Here is a 17536-nt window from a genome sequence, read left to right as displayed (position 1 = left end):
CAGTATAACGTGTCCGCCACCGACCGGCCCCCGCCGCGGTACACGGAGGCAACCCATGACCGACAGCCAGTTCTCGGAACTCAGCGAAGACACCGTGCTCGCTCTCGAGGGGGACGGTATCGCCGCCTTCCTGCAGGGCCAACTCACCTGCGACACGCGGGTGGCAGGGCCGGAACGCAGCGTGCCGGGCGCACTGTGCAACGCGAAGGGACGCGTCATCGCAGACCTGCGCCTGCTGCTGCCGGCGTCCGGGGGAGGCCTGCTGCGCGTCGGCGCCGCGCTGGCGGAACACACGGCGACGGTGCTCGGGCGCTATGCCATGTTCTCCCGTATCGCGGTGAAAGCAGCGGGCGACCGCTGGCAGCCCTGCGCACTCTGGGGCAAAGGCGCGGCGGCAACGCTCCGCGAGGCAGCCGGCACCGCTCCCGAGGGGGAGAATGCCTGCGCGGCCGGTGACGGCTGGCTGGCGGTATCCTGCGACGAGACCGGCGAAGCCTTCGAGCTCTACCTCGCCAACGACAGCGCCCTGCGCGAGCGCCTCGCCGCGACCGGCACCGGCGCCGAGGCCGACTGGCGTGCGCTCGAGCTGCGCCGCGGGCTGCTGCGCCTCGGTGCGGGCCAGGCCGAGGCCCGGCTGCCGCAGGCACTGAATTACGACCGGGCGGGTCTCGTCAGCTTCCGCAAGGGCTGCTACACCGGGCAGGAGGTCGTTGCCCGGCTGCACTACCGCGGCAGGGCGAAGCAGCGCTGGGGACTCTGGCGGGGCCGCCTCGCAGAGGCGCCCCGGCCGGGCGACACCCTCGCCGACGGGGAAGGCCATCCCTCGGCCGAGGTTCTGCGCTGTGTGCGCGACAGTGCCGGTACGGCCTGGGTCGCCGGCCTCGCCCGGGTCGAGGACAGTGAGAGACGGCTCACGACTGCGGCGGGAGAGCCCCTCGAGCCCTGCCCGCTCCCCTACGCCGGGGACGCGGGCTGAGCGGCGAGGCGCTCTGCCTCTGCCAGCGGTGGCAGCCGCCAGTCCACCGGCTCTTCGCCGCGGGCGGCGAGCCAGGCGTTGGCCTGGCTGAAGTGCCGGCACCCGAAGAAACCGCGGTGCGCCGACAGTGGCGACGGATGGGGCGCTCGCAGCACGCAGTGCCGCTGAGTGTCGATCCGTGCGCCTTTTTTCTGGGCGTAGCTTCCCCAGAGCATGAACACCAGACCGCGCTCCCGGGCGTCAAGGAGCGAAACCACGCGGTCCGTGAAGCGCTCCCAGCCCTTGCCCTGGTGCGCGCCGGGCTGGCCCTGCTCGACACTGAGAACACTGTTCAGCAGCAGCACGCCGCGCCGGGCCCAGGCGATCAGCGAACCGTGGGCCGCCTCGGGGATGCCCAGGTCGCCCTCCAGTTCCCGGTAGATGTTGCGCAGCGATGGCGGGGTCGGTACGTGCGGGTGCACCGAGAAACAGAGCCCGTGGGCCTGCCCCGGCGCGTGGTAGGGATCCTGGCCGAGGATCACCACCGAGACGCGCTCCGGCGGGGTATACCAGAAGGCGTTGAAGAGCTCCGGGGCGGGAGGAAAAAGCGTGGCGCCCGCACGCCGACGCTCACGCAGGAACGCCGAGAGCGTCTGCATATAAGGCTGTTCGAACTCCCCGCCGAGCAGGCGCAGCCACCCCGGCTCCAGTCGCACTTCGCGCTTTCCGTCCACGCCTGCTCCTTGCTTCCGACGCCTCGCGGGCGCACAGGCTATCCCGCCCCGGCCGGCCGGTCGAGCCGGCGCGCCCCGCTGCTTGTGCAGTTTGCTGGCGCAATATATCGTGAGCGGCATCGAGGAGCGCAGCCAGGCTATGGACAGGGGCAAGCGGGAGAAGGAGTGCTACCGGGGGCGGTTGACCTTGCCACAGGGCGTGGCCTCCGACGGGCGCGTCACAGTACGCGGTGCGGGCGCGGTCCTGTTCGCCGGCAGGCAGGGCGAGGCGCTGGCCTGGGCGGGCAACAAGCCTGCGGTCCTCGAACTGGCGCGGCCAGACGGAGAACGCCTGTCGCTGACTGTCTGCCTCAATGGCTATGCCGGGGAATGGCTCGATCTCAGTATCCGTGACGGTATCGATGCCGCCTCGGCGCGCGCCCTGGGCATGCTCCTCGCCGGCGAACCCTGGACCCGGGAGCGCGCCAGCGCCTTCTACCGCGACCAGATCGAGCTGGGACTCGGGGAGTTCGACGAAAAATTGCGCGGCTTCATCAATGGCCTGGCGGACTTTCTCTTCGACCTCGCCACCTCCACCCGCCAGGACACCGAGGCCAGGCAGGCCTACTACGACGCCCTCAATCATCTGAAGCGCAACAACGATCGCTTCCGCGAGCTGTTCACAGCCAGTCTCCGCGCCCAGTTGCAGGATCCCGAGAAGGAACGGGAAACGCGCCTGGCTTCCCTCGAGGAGGCGGACGCCAGCCACCTCGACCTGGTCAACTTCTCGGAAATGGAAGAGCGGCTGGAAGTCGAGCGCATCATCAGGGATGCGCTGGATCGCTACCGGATCGACCTGGAGAGTCTCACGCTCAGGGTCAGCGACCTCTTCGGCCTCGGTGCTGGCCAGGCGAAGGCACTCTTCCATCCCGCCTACCAGTGCCGCGCCCTCGAGGAGGCGCTGCACGCCCTCGGGTTTTCCGCGGAGGCGCTACGGCAGAGCCTTCGGTTCTTCCACCGGGAGTGGGTGCGCAGGCTCACCGGCTTCTATGCCCGCCTCAACGGCAGCCTTGCCGAGGCGGGCCTCCGGCCCGGGCTGGAGGATGAGCTCTATCGCGGTGGCTCCATCATCGAATTCCAGCGCGACAAGGCGCGCCGGTCCCAGCGCAGCGGGCGCGAACGCCAGCGTGAGACAGCGGACGACGGCGCCGGCTCCGCCCCCGGGCCGGATGCATCGGCGGGTATGGCCCCGGCAGCCGAGGAGTCGCCCCCTGAGCGCCCGGAGGCGCCACGGCAGAAGCACGAAGCCATCTATGACGCCGTGGTCAACGCCCTCAAAACACGGCAGGAAGTCGATCGGGAAGACGCGCCACTGCCGGGAGAAGACGCCGCGGCCACCGCGCCGGCGGCTTCCGCCGAAACGGTGGCTGCGGCGCTCCTCAGCCTCCAGCAGGTAACGCAGCCAGCTGACGGCGCCCCCAGCTCCCTGCGCGACCTCCTCGCCGGTGAGAATACCGACCCCTCGGTGCGTCGCGCGGTCGGTGGTGAGGCGGGGAGCAGGCTGGAGTTCGTCGACGATGTCTTCAGCACGATGCGCGGCAACCTGGACATCAGCGACGGCGTGAAGCCCCTTCTCGAGCGCCTGCGCATTCCCCTGGCGCGCCTGTCCCTGCTCGAGCCACGCTTTTTCGCGGATCCTGGCCACCCGGCCCACAGATTCCTCGACAAGCTGTCACGGCTCGCGACCACGGAGAATTTTCCGAACCGGGTCCTGGAGAAGAAGCTCGAGGACATCGTCACCCTGGTCGCCTCCGGCTATGCGGAAGACAGCGCCGTATTCGAGGACGGGCTTGGCAGGCTCGGCTCCCTGGTCGACCAGCACGAGCGCACGCTGAACAAGAACATCGCCCGCGTGATCAGCGGCGTGGAGGGGCGGGAGCACCTCCGCCGCGCCTGGCGCACGGTCGACCGGCTGCTCGCCGCTTTCGTCAAGCCCCCTTCCGCACCGCGGGTACTTCTCGAGCTCCTTGACGCCGGCTGGCGCGACCTGCTCAGACAGATCGTGGTGCGCGAGGGCGAAGGCTCCACGTTGTGGCAGGAACAGGTGGCCACGCTGGAGGCTGTGTGCGCTGCGCTCGAGGCCGTCGAGGCAGGCGAGGCACCACCGCGCCTCCCCGAGCCGCTGCGCCGGCAGCTGGATCAGCTGGGGGACGAGATCCGCCAGGCCCAGCCGGACAACGTGGGGCACGGCCCTGCGCTGCGGGACCTGAAGGCCGTGCTCTGCGGCGAAGAGCCGCTGGAAGCGCTGCCCGTCGAGGCACCACTGGCCGGCGACGACGAACTTCCCGACGAGCGCCTCGAGCAGCTGCCGCGGCTTCACCGCTGGTTGAAACGCGTGGACCAGCTTCGCGCCGGCACGGTGATGAGCTACCGGGACAAGGAGGGCCACAGCAAGCGCATGCGCCTGATCTGGATCAGCGACGACCGCGAGCGCTTCGCCTTCGTCAATGACCTGGGACAGAAAGTCGGCGAGCTGACGCGCCTGCAGCTGGCCCGGAAGCTCAGCCACGGCCTCGCGCCGCCGGATCCGCTGGACAACATGTCTGTGCTCGACCAGGGGATCTACGGCGCGCTGGCGCGCACTCAGGAACGGCTGTCCTTCCGGCGCACGCATGACCCGCAGACCCGGCTGCTCAACGCGGGCACGCTTCGCCAGCGGCTCAAGCGCACGGTCGAGCACGCCCAGCGCAATGACGTGCAGCACGCTTTCCTGCTCCTGGATATCGACCAGTTCCACCTGGTCAACGACCTCTACGGCGACGAACAGGGCGACGACGTGATTCACGCCTTCGCGCAGATGCTCTCCCAGCTGAACGAGCGGCGCTCCGTCACCGCGCGGCTCGAGGGCGACCGCTTCGGTATCGTGCTCGCCTACCGGGACCGCGACGAGGCCCTCGCCTTTGCCGAGCGCATCCGCGAGGACATCGCCGGCAGCAGCCTGCCGCTCGGCGGCGAGGCGATCAGCTTCACCGTATCTATCGGTATTGCCCCGATCGCCAGTGAAACCGCGGACGTGGACACGGTCATGGAGCAGGCGGAAAGGGCCCTGGTACGGGCCAAGGAAAAGGGCCGCAACTGCTCTGTGGCCTACGACCGCGACGAGGAGGAGATCCTGGCCGCCCGGCGGGAGCGCGAGCGTTCCCGGGTGATGCTCGATGACGCCATTGCCACCGACAGCCTGGTGCTCCGTGCCCAGCCCATTGTGCAGAGCGCGCTCGACGGCTCCCAGCCGGCCACGCACCACTACGAGATCCTCCTTTCGATCCGCCAGGACGACGGCAGCCTGCTCTCGCCGACGGAATTCATCACCTCCGCGGAGCGTTTCGGCTTCATCAACGGCGTGGACCGCTGGGTGGTCCGGCGCGTCTGCGAATGGATTTCAAGCCTGATGGACAAGCAGAAGGTGATCCCGCAGGTCTCCATCAACCTGTCCGGGAGCAGCCTCATGGATGACCGCTTCATGGACTACGTCCTGGAGCAGATCTCGGAGTTCGGCGTGGGCACCAGCAAGCTCTGCTTCGAGATCACCGAGACCGGGGCGATCGAGAACCTCACCAAGGCCGCCGACTTCATCCGCACCTTGCGCAACATCGGCTGCACCTTTTCCCTAGACGACTTCGGCACCGGCATGGCCAGTCACCAGTACCTGCGCGAGCTGCCGGTGGACAACGTCAAGATCGACGGCATGTTCATCCGCGACCTGAACACCAATGCCAACGACTACGCCATGGTGCGATCCATCAACGACCTGGCGCACTTCCTCGGCCAGAAAACGATCGCGGAGAGCGTCGAATCCGTGGAGCTCATCGAGCCGCTGCACGAGATCGGCGTCGACTACCTGCAGGGCTGGGGCGTCGGCATGCCGCGCCCGCTCGAGGAGGTCACGCTGGAGCTCAGTCCCCTGGCAACCTGAACGAACGCGGCGCGGTTGACGCAAATCAACGCGCCCCGCCCCCCCCCTTGCTAGCCTCTACGCATCCTGAAGGAGGCCTGCGCGACCTGTTATGAACGATATCCAGACCATCGACCTGCCCTACGATATCCCTGCCGCCTGGCGGGAAGGTATCGCCATGGCCCGGAAGTATGCCTGCCAGGGGCCGCGCTATACCTCCTACCCGACGGCACCGCAATTCACGGAGGACTTCCGCCTCGAGCGCTACCTCAACTGGCAGTCCCGCCAGGGTCTGCGCTCCGAACCGCTGTCGCTGTACGTGCACCTGCCGTTCTGCCACGACATCTGCTACTACTGCGCCTGCAACAAGGTAGTGACCCGCAAGAGCGGCGTCGCCCGGGAATACCTCGACCGTCTCGCCCAGGAGATCAGCCTCCAGGGCGAGCTCGTCGGCCATGAGCGGCCGGTCACGCAGATGCACTGGGGCGGCGGTACACCGACCTACCTCGACCCGGCGGAAATCACGGAGCTCATGCACCTGCTCGCGAGCAGTTTCCGACTGCTCGACCGCGGCTATCGCGAGTATTCCATCGAGATCGACCCCCGCACCGTGGACGTGGCCACCATGGCCCTGCTCAAGGGGGTCGGCTTCAACCGCATCAGCCTCGGGATCCAGGACTTCGATCCGCAAGTGCAGCAGGCGGTCAACCGCGTCCAGCCCTACGAGCAGGTTGCCAGGCTGGTCGAGAGCATCCGGCATCACGGCTTCCGCTCCCTGTCCTTCGATCTCATCTACGGCCTGCCCTACCAGGACCACAACAGCATGGCCGAGACGCTGCGCAGGGTCGTTGCCCTGCGTCCGGACCGGATCGCCTGCTACAACTACGCACACCTGCCGGAGCGCTTCAAGCCGCAGCGCTCCATAGACCGGCTGACGCTGCCGGAGCCGGAAGAAAAGCTCGTGCTGGCGCAGATGATCAGTGCCACCCTGCAGGATGCGGGCTACCGGCACATCGGCATGGACCACTATGTGCTGCCGGACGACGACCTCGCCCTGGCCCAGGGCGAGGGCCGGCTGCAGCGCAACTTCCAGGGTTACTCCCTGCAGCTCGCCGACGACCTGCTTGGCCTCGGTGTCTCCGCCATCAGCCAGATCGGCGACTTCTACCTGCAGAATGCCCGCGACCTGGACGACTACTATCGCCGCATCGACGCCGGCGAGCTGCCGCTGAACCGGGGCTGCATGGTGACGAGCGAGGACAAGCTGCGCCGCCATGTGATCATGACCCTGATCTGCGAGCTGGCCCTGGATATCGGTGATTGCGAGCGCCGCTTCGGCGTCGATTTCCAGGAACACTTTGCGGATGAGCTGGCCACCCTTGCCCCGCTCCAGGCCGACGGCCTGCTCACGCTCGGCGACGAGGATATCCGCATCCACGAGGCGGGCAGACCCTTCCTTCGCAATATCTGCATGCCCTTCGACGAATATCTCGAGAGGCAACAGCGGCAACCAGGGCGGCGCTTCTCGGCCACGGTGTGACCGCAACGCAGGCGGTCATACTGTAAAGCTTCCTTGACAGCCCGACGACGGGGTTTTACTTTTCCCCTAGGCAACAAGGAAGGTCCGCATGAACAGCCAGCAGCAGCATCTGGATACCAAGAAAGCCTGTTCCCATGAGTTCCAGGTCAGCTGCAGCAACTGCCGGCTGAACAGTATCTGCCTGCCCTTCTCCCTCGAGGCGCGGGACATGGACGAGTTGGATCGGATCATCCAGCGCAGCAAGCCGCTGCAGAAGGGCCACCACCTCTACCGGGAAGGCGACGGTTTCCAGTCCGTCTACGCAGTGCGCGCGGGGAGCCTCAAGGCCTACCAGACCACCGACGACGGCCGCGAGCAGGTCACCGGCTTCTATTTCCCGGGTGAGATCGTCGGTATGGACGGCATCAGCAAGAACGTCCATGCCTCCTCCGCCAAGGCGCTGGAAACCGCCGCCGTCTGCGAGATTCCCTTCTCGTCGCTCGAGAGGCTGAGCGCGACCATGCCGCAGCTGCAGCGTCACTTTTTCCAGCTCATGAGCCGGGAGATCACCGCGGACCAGCAGCTGATCACCCTCCTCAGCAAGAGTTCCGCGGACGAGCGGGTGGCCGCGCTGATCCTCAGCGTCTCGGCGCGCAACGCCAGGCGCAAGCTGAGCGCCACGCAGTTCCGCCTGAGCATGTCCCGGGTGGACATCGGCAATTACCTCGGGCTCACCGTCGAGACCGTGAGCCGCGTCTTCAGCCGCATGCAGAAGATGGATGTGCTCCGCGTCGACAACAAGGAAATCGAGGTCCTCGATCTCGATGCCCTGAAGCGGCTCGCCGAAGGCGGCTAACCCCCTCACGGGGCAGGGCACGCCCTGCACCGGCCCAAGCCGGTCCGATTACAATCCCCCCGGTCCCCTGCGTTGCCGGCGTCTTTGCGCCGCACCTTGACCTGCATCAACCCCCCCAGTGGGTATAACGTTAGAATTCCGCGCCATAAGCGACGAGGAGAACCCCCCCATGATCCAGCACCTGTTCGGCATGTTGACCAAGCCCAGCGCGACCTGGCGGACTGTTGCCGCCATGCCCGAAAAATCCCGCAATGCGCTTGTGCTGTACCCCTGCATCATGGCCGTTTTCCCGGCGATCGCCTGGTACTACGGTACCAGTCACGTGGGCTGGACCGTGGGCAGCTACAACGAGGTGATACGGCTGACCACCGAGAGCGCGTTCCAGATCAGCATTCTCTTCTACATGGTCATGGTCGCAAGCGTTGCGGCCATCGGCTACTTCATCCACTGGATGTCCGATACCTACGGTGCCGACTCCACCATCGCCAAGGGCATCGTCATCGCCGGCCTCACGGCTACCCCGCTGTTCGTCACGGGCCTGGTCGGCTTCTATCCGACGCTGTGGCTGGACCTGCTTATCGGCGTGGTCGCTGTCAGCTGGTCCGTCTACCTCATGTACCTCGGCATCCCGATCGTGATGGATATTCCCGAGGAGCGGGGCTTCCTGTTCTCCAGCGCCGTCCTCGCCATCGCGCTGGTGATCCTGGTCTGCATCCTGGTCGTGTCCGTGCTGGCCTGGGAGTACGGCGCCGCGCCGGCCTTCACCGATGCCTGACCCCGGCGCCCGCGGAGGGGCCCGCAGCGGCGCTGTAAGAGCTGTAATTGAAAGCCACTAGAATTCAGCAACTGACGATTTTCATCCTGCGAACGACGGTAAGACATCATGACTGAGCTCAACCCTGCGCTGGAGCACCCGGTATACAACTACAAGGTGGTGCGCCAATTCGCGATCATGACCGTGGTCTGGGGGATCGTGGGCATGCTGGTCGGCGTCCTCATCGCCGCCCAGCTGGCCTGGCCCGCCCTCAACTTCGACCTGCCCTGGACCACCTTCAGCCGCCTGCGGCCCCTGCACACCAACGCGGTGATCTTCGCCTTCGGCGGGTCCGCCCTGTTCGCCACCTCCTACTACGTGGTCCAGCGCACCTGCCAGACCCGGCTCATTTCCGACAAGCTCGCGGCGATGACCTTCTGGGGCTGGCAGCTGGTGATCGTCGCCGCGGCGGTCACCCTGCCCCTCGGGCTCACTTCATCTAAGGAGTACGCCGAGCTCGAGTGGCCCATCGATGTGCTGATCACCATCGTCTGGGTGCTCTACGCCGTCGTCTTCTTCGGTACCATCGCGAAGCGCAAGACCAGCCACATCTACGTGGCCAACTGGTTTTTCGGCGCCTTCATCGTGACCGTCGCCGTCCTGCACATCATCAACAGCGCGGCGCTGCCGGTCACCCTGACCAAGTCCTACTCGGCCTATTCGGGCACCGTCGACGCCATGGTGCAGTGGTGGTACGGCCACAACGCCGTGGGCTTCTTCCTGACCGCGGGCTTTCTCGGCATGATGTACTACTTCGTGCCCAAGCAGGCCGAGCGCCCGGTCTACTCCTACCGCCTGTCCATCGTGCACTTCTGGGCCCTGGTCGCCGTGTACATCTGGGCCGGTCCGCACCACCTGCACTACACCGCCCTGCCCGACTGGGCCCAGAGCCTCGGCATGGTTATGAGCCTGATTCTCCTCGCGCCCTCCTGGGGCGGCATGATCAACGGCATCATGACGCTGTCCGGCGCCTGGCATAAGCTGCGCGACGACCCCATCCTGCGCTTCATGGTGGTGAGCCTGTCCTTCTATGGCATGTCCACCTTCGAAGGCCCCATGATGTCCATCAAGACCGTGAATTCCCTGTCGCACTACACGGACTGGACCATCGGCCACGTGCACTCCGGGGCCCTCGGCTGGGTGGCCATGATTTCCATCGGTTCGCTCTACCACCTGATCCCGCAGCTCTTCAACAAGGAGCGCATGTACAGCACCAACCTCATCAACGTGCATTTCTGGATGTCCACCATCGGTACGGTGCTCTACATCGCCTCCATGTGGGTAAACGGCATCATGCAGGGCCTCATGTGGCGCGCCTACAACCAGGACGGCACGCTGACCTACGCCTTCGTGGAATCCGTGGCCGCCAGCTATCCCGGCTACGTTGTCCGAGTCCTCGGCGGCGCGGTGTTCTTCGCCGGCATGCTGATCATGGCCTACAACGTCTACATGACCACCCGCAAGGACGCCCCGGCGCAAGCGCCGGCACCGTCGGCCACTGCCGCCTGAGGAGCCTGACCCATGAAACACGAGAAGGTAGAGAAAAACGTCGGCCTGATGATCATCCTCATCATCGTGGCGATCAGCTTCGGCACGCTGGTGGAACTGGTCCCGCTGATGTTTGCGAAGGAAACGAACGAGCCCATCGCCGGCCTCGAACCCTACGACGCCCTCGAGCTGGAGGGCCGCGACATCTACATCCGCGAGGGCTGCAACAACTGTCACTCGCAGATGGTCCGGCCGCTGCGCGCCGAAACGGAGCGCTATGGTCACTACTCGGTCGCCGGCGAGTTCGTCTACGACCACCCCTTCCTCTGGGGCTCGAAGCGCACGGGGCCGGACCTGGCCCGCGTCGGTCAGCGTTACAGCGATGACTGGCACCGTGCGCACCTCTACAACCCCCGGGACGTGGTGCCCGAATCGAACATGCCGGGCTATCCCTGGCTCTTCGAGCGCACCCTCGACGGCGAGGACACGGGCAGGAAGATGAGCGTACTGCGCAAGCTCGGCGTGCCCTATACGGATGAGGACATTGCCGGCGCGCAGGCCGCGGTCGCGGGCAAGAAGGAGATCGACGCCCTCGTCGCCTACCTGCAGCAGCTCGGCACCCTGATCCAGACGCGGCGCTGAGCTATGGATATCAATGACCTGCGCGGCCTTTCCACCCTCTTCCTGATGATTGCCTTCATCGGGGTCTGTGGCTGGGCCTGGAGCAAGAAACGCAAGAAGACCTTTGACGAGGCTGCCAACCTGCCCTTCGCGGACGAGGAGCTGAATCAACGGACCAAGGAAGAGGAAGGACGGAATGACTAGCTTCTGGAGCAACTGGGTCATCATTCTCACGGTGATCACCATCGTGGGGATCACCTGGATCCTGTTCGCCAACCGCCAGCGCTCGGGCGAGAACGAAACCACGGGGCACGAGTACGACGGCATCGAGGAGTATGACAATCCCCTCCCGGCCTGGTGGTTCGCCATGTTCGTGATCACCATCGTCTGGGGCATCGGCTACCTCGCCATGTACCCGGGCATGGGCAACTTCGAGGGCCTGCTCGGCTGGACGCAGGAGGAACAGCACGCCGACGAGGTCGCCGCGGCGGATGCGAAGTACCGCGCCATGCGCGACCGCTACCTGGCCCTGCCCGTGGCCGAGATCGCCGAAGACCCGAAGGTCATGAAGATGGGCATGCGCATCTACGGCAACAACTGCTCCCAGTGCCACGGCCTGGATGCCCGCGGCGCCTACGGTTTCCCGAACATTGTCGATGAAGACTGGCTCTGGGGCGGCTCACCGGAGGCGATCAAGCACTCGATCGTCAACGGCCGCCAGGCCGCCATGCCGGCCTGGAAGGATATCCTCGGCGAAGACGGCATCGATGAAGCCGCCGAGTACGTGCTGTCGCTCAATAACCGCAGCGCCGACGCGGAGAAAGCCGGGCGCGGGAAGCAGCATTACCAGAGTTACTGTGCCGCCTGCCATGGCCCCGAGGGCAAGGGCAACCCCGCCATGGGCGCGCCGAACCTCACCAATGGCATCTGGCTCTACGGCGGCAGCGAGGAACAGATTGAGCTGACGCTGCGTAACGGACGCAATGGCAAGATGCCGGCCTTCGGCGAGACGCTGAGCGAGGACAAGATCCACATCGTCACGGCCTACATCTACGGCAGCAGCCGCCAGGCGCAGTAGGCGCCGAACCTGCCGTGCGCGGATTTTTTCCGCGCGCGGTAACGCCGGCACGCGCCGGCAGCAACCAGTGGTATCCCCCATGAAAGATCCGGACGTCATCGAAGTCGTGCAGGAAGCGGCCCCCGCCGAGGTGGCCGAACTCGACCTCTACCAGAAGCGCGAGAAGATCTATACACGCAAGATCGAGGGCTTCTACCAGCGCCTGCGCCTGTTCACCGGCTGGCCTCTCCTCCTCGGCTACTACCTGCTGCCCTGGATCAGCATCGATGGGCGCCAGGCAGTCTGGTTCGACCTGCCGGAGCGCGAGTTCCATATCTTCGGGCTGACGTTCTGGCCCCAGGATTTCCCGCTCCTCGCCTTCCTGCTCATCGTCAGCGCCTATTCGCTGTTCGCGGTGACCGTCTCCGCCGGCCGTGTCTGGTGCGGCTACACGTGCCCGCAGACCGTGTGGACATCCATCTTCATGTGGATCGAGCAGAAGACCGAGGGCAGCCGCAACCAGCGCATCAAGCTCGACAAGGCGCCCTGGTCCATGGAAAAGGCCGCGCGCAAGAGCGCCAAGCACGCCGGCTGGTTCTTCGTGGCCTTCATGACCGGCCTGACCTTCGTCGGCTACTTCTACCCGATCCGCGACCTCGTCTGGGAACTGGCCACCTTCTCGACGGGCAAGTGGCAGGCCCTGTGGACCGTGTTCTTCACGCTGGCCACCTACGTCAACGCCGGCTGGATGCGCGAGCAGGTGTGCAAGTTCATGTGCCCCTATGCCCGCTTCCAGTCGGTGATGTTCGACCGGGACACGCTGATCGTCTCCTATGATCCCAACCGCGGTGAGCCGAGGGGCTCGCGCAAGCGCGATGCGGACCGCGGCGCTCTCGGTCTCGGGGACTGCGTCGACTGCGACCTCTGCGTGCAGGTCTGCCCGACGGGCATCGATATCCGCGACGGGTTGCAGTACGAATGCATTGGCTGCGCCCTGTGTATCGACGCCTGCAACTCGGTCATGGACAAGATGGGCTATCCCCGCGGCCTGATCCGCTACACCAGTGAAAACGAGCTTGAGGGCGGGACTACCCACTGGCTGCGGCCGCGGGTCCTGGGCTACATCACCATGCTCATTGTCATGGTCGCTGTCTTCAGCTACAACGTCGTAACCCGCATACCGCTGGAGATGACCGTGATCCGCGATCGGAACCAGCTCTACGTCGAGACGACCGACGGCGCCGTGGAAAACATCTACAAGCTGAACCTCGTAAACATGGACGGCGAGCCACACGCCTTCACGCTGTCCATCGACGGCATCGACGGCGCCGAGTTGCTTGGCAGCACCCGCTACATGCTTGAGGGAGGCGAGGTCCGGACCATCAGCTTGCGCGTAAGCGCACGGCCGGAGGCGCTCGCGGCACCGAGTACGGAAATGACCTTCACGGTCGTCGCCGAGGACATGCCCTCGCTCCGCGCCGTGGCCGAATCCCGCTTCATGCGTCCGTTGTGAACCGCCGCCCCGGCTCCCCGGCGCGGGAGGACAGCGCGCCCTGGTACCGGCAGTTCTGGCCCTGGTTCCTGATCGTGCTGCCGGGCTCGGTGGTCATCGCGGCCTTCGCCACACTGTATATCGCGAACCGCCACGCCGATGACCTCGTGGTCGACGAGTATTATAAGGACGGGCTCGCCATCAACCGCCAGCTCGCCAAGCAGGAAACAGCCCGGCAGCGCGGCTACGCCGCCCGCCTCGCCATAACCGGGGAACGCATCGAGGTCGAGACCGACGGCATCGAGCGCTATGCAAGCCTCCGGCTGCAGCTGTCGCACCCACTGGAAGCGGACCGGGATTTCACCGTCCAGCTCACCCGCACGGGACCGGAGCATTACAGCGCGGCGCTCCCCGGTCCGATCGCCAGCCACTGGCACTGGATCCTCGATGCCGGCGAGGACGGGGGCTGGCGCCTCGACGGCTCGCTGGAGGCGGGAAACTTCCGCGGTGACGACGGCGGCTGATACCGGCCCCGCGGAGGGCGGGCGCTGCTATCACTGCGGCGAGGCGGTACCTCCGGGCGCGGATTTTTCCGTGTGCATCAACGGTGAGGAGCAGCCGATGTGCTGCCCCGGGTGCCGCGCGGTGGCAGCGCTCATCGCCGAGAGCGGCCTGGGCCGCTTCTATGAGCAGCGCACGGCCTGGAGTGAACGCCCCCCCGAGGTCCCCACCGGCGATCTCGACCCGTGGCGCATCTACGATGACCCGGAACTGGCCGCCACTTTCAGTGAGCGCGGGGAGGACGGCCTGCTGCGCGCCCGCCTGCTCCTCGGCGGCATGACCTGCGCCGCCTGCACCTGGCTGGTAGAGAGCACGCTGCGCCGCCTTCCCGGCCTGAAGGCGGCCAACGTCAACCTTGCCCAGGCCCGCCTGGATGTCACCCTCGACGCTGGCGTGCTGCCCCTCGCCGAAGTCTTCGCCCGCGTCGCAGCCATGGGCTACCGGGTCGCCCCCTTCCGCAGCGACGCGCAGCAGCGGGAACTGGACCGGGAACACCGGGCAGACCTGCGCCGGCTGGCCGTGGCCGGAATCGGCATGATGCAGGTGGGCATGTTCGCCATCGCGCTCCACGCCGGCGACCTGCAGGGCATCGCCAGCGAGTACCGCGGTCTGCTGCGCTGGTTCAGCCTGCTGGTAGCGGGCTTTGTCGTGCTGTTCTCCGCACGCCCGTTCTTCCAGAGCGCCTGGCGTCACCTGCGCCAGGGCGCGCTGGTCATGGATCTGCCGGTGGCGCTGGCCATCGGCCTCGCTTTCGGCGCCAGCGTCTACGCCACGATCACGGCCAGCGGCGAAGTGTATTTCGACTCGGTGGTAATGTTCACCTTCTTCCTGCTCCTCGCGCGCTTCGCCGAGAAGCGCCTGCGCTATCGCGATGCCTTTCTCTGGAACGATGCGGAGGCGGCACTCCCCGCGGCGGTTCGGGTGCGCGCGGGAGACCGGGTCGAGCAGCGGCCGCGGCAGCGCCTTGCCGCGGGCGACCGCGTTCTCGTGCCCGCCGGCGAAATGGTCCCCATCGATGGCGAAGTCGTCGACGGCACCAGTGCCGTGCGCGAGGACACTTTCAACGGAGAACCGCTGCCGCGCAGCGTCGGCGCCGGCGATGTGGTTTACGCAGGCACGGTCAATGTCGAGGGCGGCATTGAGCTCGTGGCCAGCGGCAGCTACCGGGACTCCCGCCTCGCAGCCCTGCAGCGCTCCATCGAGGCGGCCGCCACGGAAAAACCGCGGATCGCACAGCTGGCGGACCGCATTGCCGCCTGGTTCATCGGCACCGTACTCCTTGCCACCGCCGCAACGGCACTCACCTGGTGGTTCCTGGCGCCGGAGAAGGCCTTCTGGATCGCCCTGTCCGTCCTCGTGATCAGCTGCCCCTGCGCCCTTGCGCTGGCCACACCGGCGGCCCTGGCGAACGCGGCGGCCGCCCTGCGCCGCGCCGGTGTGATCGTTCGCGGGGAGAACGCGCTTGAGGCCGTGGCCCGGGCATCGGATGTCGTGTTCGACAAGACCGGAACCCTCACGGCGGGACAGCTCGCCATCGACGAGATCCGCCTGACCGGCGACCTGGCGGAGCCGGAGGTCCTCGCCCTCTGCGCCGCGCTGCAGGCCTGGTCCACCCATCCGCTCGCCGATGCCTTCCGGCACGTCGAGGCCGCCCCCGGGGTGGACGCCGTGCGCTACCACGTCGGCGCAGGGCTCGAGGGAAAATGGCGGGGCCAGTGCTGGCATCTCGGCTCCCTGGCGTTCTGCAGACGCCTGTGCCCGCGGCTCGACGATCCCCCGGAGGACGGCCGCTACTGGATAGGCCTCTGCTCCGCGGCCGGTGCCAGCGCTCTTATCGCCCTGCAGGACCCACTGCGACCCGCAGCGGCGGCCGTCCTCGCGGATGCGCGAGCGCGGGGGCTGCGCCTTACCCTGCTCACCGGGGATGCCTCCGGGCACGGGGCGCGTCTCGGCGCCGAGCTCGCCTTCGACACGGTCCGCACCGGCCTGGCACCGGTAGAGAAGAGCGCCGCCGTGGCCGCCCTGCAACGCACCGGCGCCGTGGTGATGATGGTGGGCGACGGCCTGAATGATGCCCCGGTACTCAGGGTTGCCGATGCCTCCCTGGCCGTGGCCGGCGCCACGGACCTGGCCCGCACCCAGGCGGATTTCGTGGTCGCCGACGGCGATCTCGACCGGGTCAGCCTGCTGCTGTCGCACGCGACGAAATGCCGCAGCGTCATCAGGCAGAACCTCGCCTGGGCCCTGGGCTACAATGGCGTCGGCATTCCCCTGGCAGCCCTGGGGCACGTACCGCCCTGGGCCGCAGCGATCGGCATGTCCCTGAGTTCGCTGCTCGTTGTCGGCAACTCCCTGCGCCTGGCTCGCTGCCGCCGCCCCTAAGGAGCGCTCATGGACAGCCTGTACCTCCTCATCCCCATCGCCCTCGTCTTCGTCGCCATCGCCGTAAAGCTCCTGCTATGGGCTATCGACAGCGGCCAGTACGACGACCTCGACAAGGAGGGCTGGCGCATCCTGGCCGATGAAGAAGCGCCGGACGCGAGAGCCGACGGGAGCAACACTGAGGACGACTTCGCAAACGCGGGTGAGAGCGACGACAGCGGGCGGTCCGGAGGGCAGCCGTGAACCCTGCCGACTACGCCGCGGCGTTCGGCATCGGCCTCGCCGGCGCGGGTCACTGCCTGGGCATGTGCGGCGGCATCGCCGCCGCCCTGAGCTTGGGTGGCCAGACCCGCCCGACGCTGACCTTCGCCTACCACGGTGGCCGCATCACCAGCTACGGGGCCCTCGGCGCCCTGCTCGGCTTCCTGGCCGGCAGCATCAACCTGGCGGCCTGGACTCTGGGCCTGCGCTACCTGGCCGGCGCACTGCTTATTCTCATGGGCCTGTACATCGCCGACTGGTGGCGCGGTCTCACGGTCCTCGAGCGCGCCGGGGCCGTGCTCTGGCGCCCGGTACAGCGCTTCTCGTCACGCTTCCTGCCCGTCAGCACCCCCGCACAGGGCTTTGCCCTCGGCCTCGGCTGGGGTCTCATGCCCTGCGGTCTGATCTACAGCGGCCTCGCCTGGGCCGCCACGGCGCAGAGCGCCTGGGGCGCCGGCAGTCTCATGCTCGCCTTCGGCGCGGGCACGCTGCCGGCGATGCTGGCGACCAGCTTCGGCGCGGGCGGGGTGCAGGCCCTGCTGCGCCGCCGCGGGCTCAAGGTTCTCATCGCCCTGCTGCTCATCACCTCAGGGCTCTGGACCCTCTACCTGGTCGCCAGCCACGGCGGCCACCTGCTGGAGCGCAGCCTGCCGGTTCCCGGCGAAGCGCCCCCGTCGATGCCGATGGAGGGCGGCCCGATGGAGGGCCATACGCACCACGGCTGACCATGGCTTCGGCGCGCGTTACCCGGAAACACCTGACCCAGATCAACCGTCACGGCAAAAAATCGTCACACTCCCCCGGGCTGAGGCGGTAGGGGCGGCTGCGGGTGGGGGGCCCCCCCAAAAAGGGATCTGGGGGGGGG

At 67.0% G+C, this 17536-nt stretch carries 15 protein-coding genes; 14 read left to right on the top strand and 1 reads right to left on the bottom strand.

Annotated elements, in window-relative coordinates; all coding sequences use genetic code 11:
• The first annotated feature begins 55 nt into the window (after nucleotides 1–55).
• Entirely contained in the window at nucleotides 56–976 is a 921-nt protein-coding gene (ygfZ, locus tag ACX93N_RS11570; RefSeq protein ID WP_459428579.1) for a CAF17-like 4Fe-4S cluster assembly/insertion protein YgfZ, read from the top strand.
• Here the strand turns inward: ygfZ and ung are convergent.
• Nucleotides 955–1689 carry a uracil-DNA glycosylase gene (gene ung / locus ACX93N_RS11565; RefSeq protein ID WP_459428578.1) on the bottom strand — a complete coding sequence of 245 codons (735 nt, stop codon included), beginning with the start codon at nucleotides 1687–1689 and terminating at the stop codon, nucleotides 955–957. The two genes, ygfZ and ung, sit on opposite strands and share 22 nt — an antisense overlap.
• A gap of 109 nt (nucleotides 1690–1798) precedes the next feature.
• Here ung and ACX93N_RS11560 point away from each other — a divergent pair, with 109 nt between their 5' ends.
• From ACX93N_RS11560 to ACX93N_RS11500, 13 genes are all read left to right on the top strand, one after another.
• Nucleotides 1799–5641 (top strand): DUF1631 family protein, encoded by a 3843-nt coding sequence (locus ACX93N_RS11560; RefSeq protein ID WP_459428577.1) that lies wholly within the window; start codon nucleotides 1799–1801, stop codon nucleotides 5639–5641.
• A gap of 91 nt (nucleotides 5642–5732) precedes the next feature.
• Nucleotides 5733–7160 carry an oxygen-independent coproporphyrinogen III oxidase gene (gene hemN, locus ACX93N_RS11555; RefSeq protein ID WP_459428576.1) on the top strand — a complete coding sequence of 476 codons (1428 nt, stop codon included), beginning with the start codon at nucleotides 5733–5735 and terminating at the stop codon, nucleotides 7158–7160.
• Between the two features lie 88 nt (nucleotides 7161–7248).
• Nucleotides 7249–7995 (top strand): fumarate/nitrate reduction transcriptional regulator Fnr, encoded by a 747-nt coding sequence (fnr, locus tag ACX93N_RS11550; RefSeq protein ID WP_459428575.1) that lies wholly within the window; start codon nucleotides 7249–7251, stop codon nucleotides 7993–7995.
• Nucleotides 7996–8164: 169 nt separating this feature from the next.
• Nucleotides 8165–8770, top strand: a complete 606-nt coding sequence (locus ACX93N_RS11545; RefSeq protein ID WP_459428574.1) for a Yip1 family protein — start codon at nucleotides 8165–8167, stop codon at nucleotides 8768–8770.
• Between the two features lie 108 nt (nucleotides 8771–8878).
• On the top strand, nucleotides 8879–10318 hold the full coding sequence (gene ccoN, locus ACX93N_RS11540; RefSeq protein WP_459428573.1) for a cytochrome-c oxidase, cbb3-type subunit I: 1440 nt from the start codon (nucleotides 8879–8881) through the stop codon (nucleotides 10316–10318).
• Nucleotides 10319–10330: 12 nt separating this feature from the next.
• A complete protein-coding gene (gene ccoO / locus ACX93N_RS11535; protein WP_459428572.1) occupies nucleotides 10331–10939 on the top strand; it encodes a cytochrome-c oxidase, cbb3-type subunit II in 609 nt (202 codons plus the stop codon).
• Nucleotides 10940–10942: 3 nt separating this feature from the next.
• Complete coding sequence (locus tag ACX93N_RS11530; protein ID WP_459428571.1) at nucleotides 10943–11122, top strand: cbb3-type cytochrome oxidase subunit 3; 180 nt, start codon at nucleotides 10943–10945, stop codon at nucleotides 11120–11122.
• The gene (gene ccoP / locus ACX93N_RS11525; protein ID WP_459428570.1) at nucleotides 11115–11996 is read left to right on the top strand and encodes a cytochrome-c oxidase, cbb3-type subunit III; all 882 of its coding nucleotides are present in this window, start codon (nucleotides 11115–11117) and stop codon (nucleotides 11994–11996) included. Before ACX93N_RS11530 ends, ccoP begins: the two co-directional genes overlap by 8 nt.
• Before the next feature lie 79 nt (nucleotides 11997–12075).
• Entirely contained in the window at nucleotides 12076–13488 is a 1413-nt protein-coding gene (gene ccoG, locus ACX93N_RS11520; RefSeq protein ID WP_459428569.1) for a cytochrome c oxidase accessory protein CcoG, read from the top strand.
• A complete protein-coding gene (locus ACX93N_RS11515; RefSeq protein WP_459428568.1) occupies nucleotides 13485–13991 on the top strand; it encodes a FixH family protein in 507 nt (168 codons plus the stop codon). Before ccoG ends, ACX93N_RS11515 begins: the two co-directional genes overlap by 4 nt.
• A complete protein-coding gene (locus tag ACX93N_RS11510; protein WP_459428567.1) occupies nucleotides 13975–16410 on the top strand; it encodes a heavy metal translocating P-type ATPase in 2436 nt (811 codons plus the stop codon). Before ACX93N_RS11515 ends, ACX93N_RS11510 begins: the two co-directional genes overlap by 17 nt.
• A 9-nt stretch (nucleotides 16411–16419) precedes the next feature.
• Nucleotides 16420–16653, top strand: coding sequence for a cbb3-type cytochrome oxidase assembly protein CcoS (ccoS, locus tag ACX93N_RS11505; RefSeq protein ID WP_459428566.1), 234 nt, complete (start codon nucleotides 16420–16422; stop codon nucleotides 16651–16653).
• Nucleotides 16650–17396, top strand: a complete 747-nt coding sequence (locus ACX93N_RS11500; RefSeq protein WP_459428565.1) for a sulfite exporter TauE/SafE family protein — start codon at nucleotides 16650–16652, stop codon at nucleotides 17394–17396. The genes ccoS and ACX93N_RS11500 overlap by 4 nt, the downstream gene beginning before the upstream one ends.
• Nucleotides 17397–17536: the final 140 nt, after the last annotated feature.

Source organism: Pseudohaliea sp. (genome assembly GCF_054552115.1).
The sequence above is the reverse complement of the archived record's forward strand: the minus strand, read 5'-3'. Positions and strand labels throughout refer to the sequence as shown.